Annotated in this window: 1 protein-coding gene; it reads left to right on the plus strand. The window is 59.8% G+C overall.

From position 1 onward, the window contains the following. The first annotated feature begins 43 nt into the window (after nt 1-43). Entirely contained in the window at nt 44-490 is a 447-nt protein-coding gene (locus tag AACY49_RS30350) for a GFA family protein (protein WP_339527958.1), read from the plus strand. The last annotated feature ends 28 nt before the right edge of the window (nt 491-518 follow it).

The following is a 518-nucleotide window of genomic DNA, read 5'->3' on the forward strand; positions in this document are numbered from 1 at the left end:
TCATTAGCCGATGAGGCATGGCCGCGTAGACTGGGAGGTTGGGATGACCGAAACCGTCACCGGCGGCTGCCAATGTGGTCGGATCCGCTACAGCGTCGCGATCGACAATGACGATACGTATCTGTGCCATTGCCGGATGTGCCAGCGCGCGACCGGCGGCGTGTCGATTGCCTTTAAGGGCGTCAAGATCGCCAATGTCACTTGGGAGCGCGAACCCGATCGCTATCAAAGCTCGCCAATCGCGCAGCGCGGTTTTTGCGCTGCGTGCGGCACGCCTCTGACCTTCGAATTTCTCGAACCCGGCGAGACTATGGACCTCACTGTCGGCAGTTTTGACGATCCCTATCGCTTCCGGCCGACGCATCATTTCTCGCTCGAGACTTGGCATGAGGCGTGGCTCGACACTAAGGACCTGCCGACGACGCGGGTGGCGGATAATCCGTCGTCGGTCGAGCGCTGGATGAAAGCTATTGGCAAACTCCCCGACTGAACCGCAGTTCTTCGACAGCTTCGATGGC

The organism is Pseudomonas sp. EL_65y_Pfl2_R96 (assembly GCF_963970905.1).
Lineage (GTDB): Bacteria > Pseudomonadota > Gammaproteobacteria > Pseudomonadales > Pseudomonadaceae > Aquipseudomonas.

Coding starts and splice junctions, on each gene's coding strand:
- AACY49_RS30350 (WP_339527958.1), top strand. CDS start 44: ATGACCGAAACCGTCACCGGCGGCTGCCAATGTGGTCGGATCCGCTAC.